This is a genomic window from Bradyrhizobium sp., assembly GCF_019244115.1.
GTDB lineage: Bacteria > Pseudomonadota > Alphaproteobacteria > Rhizobiales > Xanthobacteraceae > Bradyrhizobium.
On the sequence record NZ_JAFATE010000157.1, the window covers coordinates 1 to 6,895 of the forward strand.

Here is a 6,895-nt window from a genome sequence, read left to right on the forward strand (position 1 = left end):
CAGGGCAAAGTAATAGTCGATCCCGTATTTGAAGGTGACGCGGACAAAGGACAAGCCATAGAACGAGGTCGAGCGGATATTGACCACGCCGGGCGTCGGGTAGAGCCCGACCTCCATGGGGATGGTGTAATACTTTTCCATCTCCTCCGCGGAGAGGCCCGGGGCCTGCGCGGTGATTTCGAGAATGACAGGAGCGGGATTGGGATAGGCCTCGACGTTCAGCCGAGTAAATGCGACCAGCCCCGCGGCGCAGAACACCATCAGCCCGAGAACAATGATCGCGCTGCGCGTCAGTCCGAACTCGAGTATTGACTTTATCACGTAACCCCGCGCTGCCTCAGTTGGTTGGTCCTATGCGCCGATCGCATTCAGCCTGCTTCGCCGAACAGCAGCTTGTTGCTCAGGTAAACCGCGCCCTCGGTAACGACGGTCTCTCCGGGCTGAAGGCCATTCAGGATCTGAACCCAGCCGTCCTGACGAATCCCGATCTCGACCGTGCGCTTGGTGAAATGCCGGCTGTCGTTGGTGACCCAGACCGTCATCGTGCCGTCCCCCTCCCTCACCACACTGTCGGCCGGCGCCGCGAGCGAACGCGCGGGGTCTCCGACATGAATGACGAAGCTGGCATACATTCCCGAGCGCAACAGGTGTTCGGGATCGTCGACCTCCGAGCGAACCAGTTGCCGATGGGTGTTGGGATCAATGATCGAGCCGATTGTCGTCACATGTCCTTTGAAAACCTTCTCCGGATAGGCTGGCACCCTCACCTCGACCGGCTGACCGACTTTGTAGGCCGGCGCATCGGTTTCTATGACATTCGCGATCATCCACATCGTCGAGATGTCGGCGATCGAGAACGGTGCGGGCGCCGTGCCCGGCTGGGTCAAAAAACCGGGTGCAGCGTTGCGGGTGACGACCCTGCCATCGATGGGACTGGGGACGACCAGGGTCGAATCGATTCTCCGATCCGTCAGGATCTGCTCGACCTCGGCATCCGACTTGCCGAAGATGCGTACTGCGTTCTTGGCTGATTTGAAGTTGCCCTCCGCGGTCTGCTCATCAGAGCTTGCCTGATCGACATCCTTCTGTGCGCTGCCGCCTGCCTTCAACAGGCCGGTTGCGCGCGCCAGGACCTTCTTTTGGAGCTCGAGCACACCGGCAGCCGCAAGGAGGGTAGATTCTGCCTGCAGGAGATCCGGGCTGTCGATGGAGAACAGGACATCGCCCCTATGGATGTCGTCACCCACATTGTAAATGGCCTTCAGGATTTTTCCCGGGTACTGGGAGAACACCTGGACCAGCATGTTCTCGTTGAAGTCGATAGTGCCAATCGCAGTCTTGAGGATCGCAAAGTCGCGTGTGTCTACCGGTCCGATCTTGATTGAAGCGGCTTGTTTCTCGGACAAATCAACAGACTGGATCTCACTCTCAGTCAACTGCGCTGATCCAGTAGATGATGCTTGATTGTGGCTTGTTGTTTCTGAAAGTCCCGGAGCAGGAATCAGCTTCGTCCAGAATAGGGCCGCTACGACAGCGGCCACCGCGACGATCCCGAGAACACCACTCGTTCGTACGTAGTTCATTCAGACTGCCCCGACGAGCCCTACCGTGATCTGATTGCAAGCTGAAAACTCGAGACGAACACATGCGAGGCGAGTGCGCTCGGATACCAAATCGAGACAATCAGCAGCAAGGTTCCATAATTGGCTCTTCGACTGCGGGCAAGCGCATCTTTATCGTATCGGCAATACTTGGCGAACCTTACACTAAGCTTACGAAGCTCCACCCTTACGCAGAGCTTACAAATCCACCGAAGCCCAGCTTGCGCTGAGAAGGAGAACGATCCAGAAAATCTCTGTAGGCGGTTTGAGCAGGGAGAGTAAACATCCCTGCCGAGTTCAACGACACGTCCAAAGTCGTTTGGATGGAGTTGCAGTAGCGACCCTACGCTGTTTGCGGGGATTGAATGAATAGAACACTTGCTGGCTGGACAGCGTTCGTGTCGGCATTCCTTGCAAGCGGACTGGCGCTGCGGGTCGCCTTCAGACTTGGCATCGCCGCTCAATATGGCGGCAAAAGTTTCGTGGCCGAATTGGACACACAGTCACGGGTGGCTGCTGTGGCAGGACTTGCCGCGCTGGTTTCTGCGATCGCTCAGGTCATCGAGAAGGCATCCAAGTAACCGGCTTATCCGGACCAGTTATCGATTCGACGGCTTCGATCCGGACGGGCCCATCTTTACTACTTCTCCACGCCGGGGCGGCACGACTGGGTTCGTTTGAGCGGCGGGCCCGCCAATATAGCTTTGGCTCTTCTTCGTGCCGCTAACCGCCGCTTGCGCGACGCTCAGCGCCATGGATACACTGCTGACTGCAAAGAATATGCAAGCGATCCTGATCATTAGTCGTCCTCGGCGGCGATGTTACCATAGGCACGAAGATGTGCGGCTCCGCTCTGTTTAGCTCGATATTGGATTGTCGTCGAGTTGAGCGAAGGTCGGACGCGATGCCAGTCTGGAAAATTGTTGAGGCGGCCAATGGCTTTGATCGGGCGAGAAAGCTATTGATTGCCGCGTATATCGCGCTGCCATGCTCCGCGAGCGCTCAGCCACAGAACACCTCCACAATCGAAGCGGCGCCTCCAGGCCGGCCTTACGATTATGTCGTTCATGTTCAGAATACGTACGACTATCGATACAATCCCGAGGTGCGCCGGGATCGCATTTTGTTAGCGGGACGAGTTGCCAGACCGTTTTGCCCGAAAATCCAGATCGTAGGCGAAACCAAGTTCAAGACCGAGATTTTCGGACTGACAACCGGCAAGCCAGACTACGTCGTATATCTGAAATGTTCTCCTTAGCGATCTCGTATCCTCGGTTGCTGCGCTTTCTGGACGCAAGCGGGGCAAGGTTGCATGGTCAACCTCTTCCGGTCTGGCCGGACCCCGCAGAGGAGCGGACCAACCACCCGCCAAGACTCCAATCCTGGGTGTGCCCGTTCCGCGACCTCCGCCCATGCGGACGCAGCGTCACTCTGCAAGGCGACAACGAGAACCGAAAGCGATGACCTCTTGACCGGGCGAGCGTTAACCACACAAAATGTCCCGGCGCTCGGGTTGATCAAAACCAGGATGCAGTCACAGTCTACGGGAGCGAAATTTCCCGCGTCGTGCACTAAGTGATCGTGCTGTCTCACAAACGCTCCACGCGCCGCGAATACGGGTCACGCTTGAAAAATTGTAATGTCGGGCGCTGGGGGACCGAATGGGAAAGGTGGCCAAGAGGCAAAAACTGAAGCTGAAAAAGGCGGAGAAGAAGGAGTTCAAACGATTTGCGAAGGCTGCCCGCAAAGTGGGACTGCTCGTGACCAGAGACTCCTACATTCGCTATTTTAGCGACTCTTCCAAGCACTAGCAATAATTGGGCAATCCTGCTGAGTGTCTTGCTTAGAGTTCGCCCGACTCAGCGGCGCTGAGCTTCGAACGTGACGAGTCAGCACGCTTGCAATCGCCGCGGCGGCGCCGAGACCACAACGTGCGCTTCCGCCGTTTCGTACGTGATGGGGTTCGGACGGCAATCTATCGTCTGGCGCGGGCGGCATCCTGCGCGGCGCTGCTGCTCTCAGGCTGCGCTGTCGGGCCGAATTTCGCGTCGCCATCATCGCCGGATGTGACGCGCTACACCGCGAAGCCGCTCACATCGCCGCATCCCAACCCGGAACCGAAGGTCGCTGGGCAAAGGTTCATCGAAGGGAGGCGACATTCCGACCCGCTGGTGGACGGCGTTTCGCTCCAAACCGCTCAACGACCTGATCAGGCTGTCGATTGACCGCAACCCGACACTTCAGTCGGCCGAAGCTGCGATCCGGGTGGGAACTACAATGCACTCGCGCAGCGAGGGTTCTTCTTGCCTCAATCGAGCGCCAACTACACGCCGTCACAGCAGCTGCAATCGAACAATACGACGTCCGGTTCCGCGACCCAGACCCAGATGACCCTGCACACGGCACAGCTCAACATCAGCTTTGTCCCGGACGTTTGGGGCGCCAACATCCGTGCTGTCGAAAGCCTGGACGCCCTGACGGAGCAGGCGCAGTTCCAGCTTGAGGCTGCTCATCTGGCCCTCACGGCCAACGTCGTCACGGCCGCGATCCAAGATGGCTCGCTTCGCGGGCAAATTGACGGAACGGAGCGTGTCATAAAGGCCGGGCGAGAGATACTCGACTTGCTGAGGAAACAACTCAGTGCTGGCTATGTCGCGGAGACCGACGTACTGGCGCAGGAAACGGCTCTAACCCAGATCGAGCGGACCCTGCCGCCTCTCAAGAAACAGTTCGCAGTGCAGCGCGACCTTTTGACGGCACTTGCCGGCCAATTCTCCGCCGACGCGGTCTTGCAGACGTTCGACTTGCCGGTGAGCCTGCCGAGCACGCTGGTGCGGAAGCGTCCAGATGTCAGGGCCGCCGAGGCCTTCATGCATTGGGCAAGCGCGCAAATTGGCGTGGCTATCGCGGTGCGGCTCCCGAATTTGACGATCACGGCGAATCCCGGCTCTGCCGCATTCTCGGTCGCCGAAATTTTCACTCCGGGGACGTATTTCTAACGGTCGCTGCGAGTGCGGCCCAGCCGATCTTCGATGGTTTTACGCTCTATCACAAGCAGAAGGCTGCCGAGGCGGCGCTCGATCAGGCCGATGCGCTTTATCGTCAGGCCGTGATCACGGCATCGCAGAACGTCGCCGACGCCCTGCGAGGCCTTCAGCAGGACACTCCGGCTCTCCAGGCGGCGATCAAGTCGGAACTGGCGGCCAACAAGAGTCTCGATCTAATCAAGCGGTGCTCCTGACGGCCCAGCAGGCTTATTTCAACACGGTGATTGCGCGGGTGCAGGCGGAAGCGACGCGTCTTTCGGACGTTTGCGGCACTCTTTAGGGCGCTGGCGGCGCCTGGCCGACCAATTGTCCGACGAGCGACTGGCGCGCTTGCGTGTTCGACGAAACAGAAGGATCCAAGGACACGACCAAATCCTAAAACATCGCGGAAAGCATCACGGGGAACAAGCAAGATGAAGCGAACATCACGAGCGTAGCGCGCTCCTGGTGGCCGGTAGTGTCGGTCTTTGGTTCGGCGTCGACCAACCCGCTCCGCTCTCTACAGCGACAGCAAGGCGCAGCAGGCCCGCTCCCGCCGGAGAACTCAAGGTCATCGCAAAGCGCCTGTGATCATCCAATATTGAGCTACCTGCGCTGCAACAGTCGCGAAATACTGATCCGGCTGAACCGACTCTCGTGCTACCGTTGGGTGGGCTACTCCGGGCCGCTCACGGACCAACAATGCTGCTTTTTTCCAACAATCGCGAGGTGTGGCTGCGCCGCGCCGAGGCGTTCTCAGACAGCAGATCCGGCGTAGTGGTGCTTGCGAGCATCGCTTTTGCAGACAGCTCTGTTCTTCCAGTTGTGCCAGACCTGCTCCTCATCCCAATGTTGCTCCTCCGGCCAGACCGGACCTTCTCGCTGACCGCAACCTGCGTGGTCGCCTCATCCATCGGAGCTCTGGTCGGCTACGGCATTGGCCATATCGCCTGGGCCAGCCTGGGAGAGACCCTGGTCAAAATGTATGGGCAGGCCGACAATATTCAGCGCTACCAGAGACTCGTCGAAGACTGGGGATTGTGGATCATCATAGCCAAGAGCTTCACGCCGATACCCTTCAAATTCATCGCCATTGCCGCCGGCGTCGCCTCGATGAATCTCTTGACCTTCACGGCTGCGACCGTAATCGGACGCGCCCTCCACTTTGCCATCCTCGCGTTGCTCGTGGCGTCCTGGGGTCAGCAATTTTTGCAACTGGTTGCAAAATATGAGCGTTGGCTTCTCGGCTTCGGAATTATCGGAGCGATCAGCCTTGGCATCGCCTACGCTACGCGGTGATCAATTGCCGCAACGACCATATTAGGTCTTTGCGAGACGATTGTGAGGACCGAAAGCGACGAACTCCTTGCGGAGACACGTATCGCCGACGCGAAAGTCGTGATCGCTCTGGCACCCCAAATACTCAAAATGCAATCGTACAGGTCGCAAAGTAGTGACCCGCGCTTGGACCCACGCGGATCCTTTCACCGTGCGAGTGACAAAAAAACAGCCCCGTCGTGCTGAGAACACGCCGGGGCTATAGGAAGCGAGGCGCGGACTGACGCTCCGCACAACCTCCCGATACCCTGAAATTGTAAAGATCCTAACAATTGCCGTGCCCAAATTCTAAATTGATCGTAATCGATCTCGCCGTTAACGCACAAGCGGCGGTTTTCGAAGCAATCGCGCCAGAGCTGCTCTTGAAGGTGGTATGCGCCGATCTCCGAGATAGGGTCTCGGATGCGACGTTGCCCGCTATTCGCGGCCGAAAAGTTGTGCGAGTCAAGTTCGGCACGATCGATCTTGGGGTCCGGCTAAGCCATCTCCTTGGCGCCGCCGTCAATCGCCGACCCTTTGGAGGGTTGCGATGGCAGCGGAGAGGGTTGGCGGCGCATTCCCTTGGTGTGTCCTAACCGTCGTCAGGCCGCTTGGCGCGCTCTCAGAACGTAAAGAGAACCGAGGCGTACCAGGAATATCTGTCGGTCGTATCCACGTTTTCGATTCCGCCCCTGCGCGGCCGCCGCGCGAGCGCGATCGAACAGGGTGTCGACCTCGGAGGCACCGCGGCCCTCGCTGCGGCGCGACTGGGTCACGATGACCAGCGGATCGAAGCCGCGCCAAAGCGGGATCGAGGACAACAGCGCCGCGACCAGCGAACCGCCGCGCAGGAGCCAGCCAACCAGGCCCGCGGTGAAGGCGATGCTGGTGAAGGCGAGGCTGACCATCAGCACCTTGTGGGGCGTCGCGCCGCCACGGACGGTTTCGACG

Annotated in this window: 9 protein-coding genes; 6 read left to right on the forward strand and 3 right to left on the reverse strand. The window is 58.9% G+C overall.

Annotated features, from left to right (window positions below):
• The coding region (locus JOZ76_RS07040) for an efflux RND transporter permease subunit (RefSeq protein WP_291697902.1) at window positions 1-321 on the reverse strand (321 nt) is incomplete at its 3' end.
• 47 nt (window positions 322-368) lie between these two features.
• Entirely contained in the window at window positions 369-1,583 is a 1,215-nt protein-coding gene (locus tag JOZ76_RS07045) for an efflux RND transporter periplasmic adaptor subunit (protein ID WP_291697903.1), read from the reverse strand.
• Window positions 1,584-1,999: 416 nt separating this feature from the next.
• On the opposite strand from JOZ76_RS07045, the gene JOZ76_RS07050 reads away from it, so the two are divergent.
• The 6 genes from JOZ76_RS07050 (at window position 2,000) to JOZ76_RS07075 (ending at window position 5,926) form a co-directional block, all read left to right on the forward strand.
• Window positions 2,000-2,182 (forward strand): hypothetical protein, encoded by a 183-nt coding sequence (locus tag JOZ76_RS07050; protein ID WP_291697904.1) that lies wholly within the window; start codon window positions 2,000-2,002, stop codon window positions 2,180-2,182.
• Window positions 2,183-2,505: 323 nt separating this feature from the next.
• Window positions 2,506-2,859 carry a hypothetical protein gene (locus JOZ76_RS07055; RefSeq protein WP_291697905.1) on the forward strand — a complete coding sequence of 118 codons (354 nt, stop codon included), beginning with the start codon at window positions 2,506-2,508 and terminating at the stop codon, window positions 2,857-2,859.
• A 412-nt stretch (window positions 2,860-3,271) separates the two neighbouring features.
• The gene (locus JOZ76_RS07060; RefSeq protein WP_291697906.1) at window positions 3,272-3,412 is read left to right on the forward strand and encodes a hypothetical protein; all 141 of its coding nucleotides are present in this window, start codon (window positions 3,272-3,274) and stop codon (window positions 3,410-3,412) included.
• 492 nt (window positions 3,413-3,904) lie between these two features.
• Window positions 3,905-4,600, forward strand: coding sequence for a TolC family protein (locus JOZ76_RS07065; protein WP_291697907.1), 696 nt, complete (start codon window positions 3,905-3,907; stop codon window positions 4,598-4,600).
• Window positions 4,601-4,626: 26 nt separating this feature from the next.
• Complete coding sequence (locus JOZ76_RS07070; protein WP_366938546.1) at window positions 4,627-4,842, forward strand: TolC family protein; 216 nt, start codon at window positions 4,627-4,629, stop codon at window positions 4,840-4,842.
• Between the two features lie 487 nt (window positions 4,843-5,329).
• A complete protein-coding gene (locus JOZ76_RS07075) occupies window positions 5,330-5,926 on the forward strand; it encodes a YqaA family protein (protein ID WP_291697908.1) in 597 nt (198 codons plus the stop codon).
• A gap of 620 nt (window positions 5,927-6,546) precedes the next feature.
• Here JOZ76_RS07075 and JOZ76_RS07080 read toward each other — a convergent pair.
• A partial coding sequence (locus JOZ76_RS07080; protein WP_291697909.1) for a hypothetical protein occupies window positions 6,547-6,895 on the reverse strand: 349 nt, incomplete at its 5' end.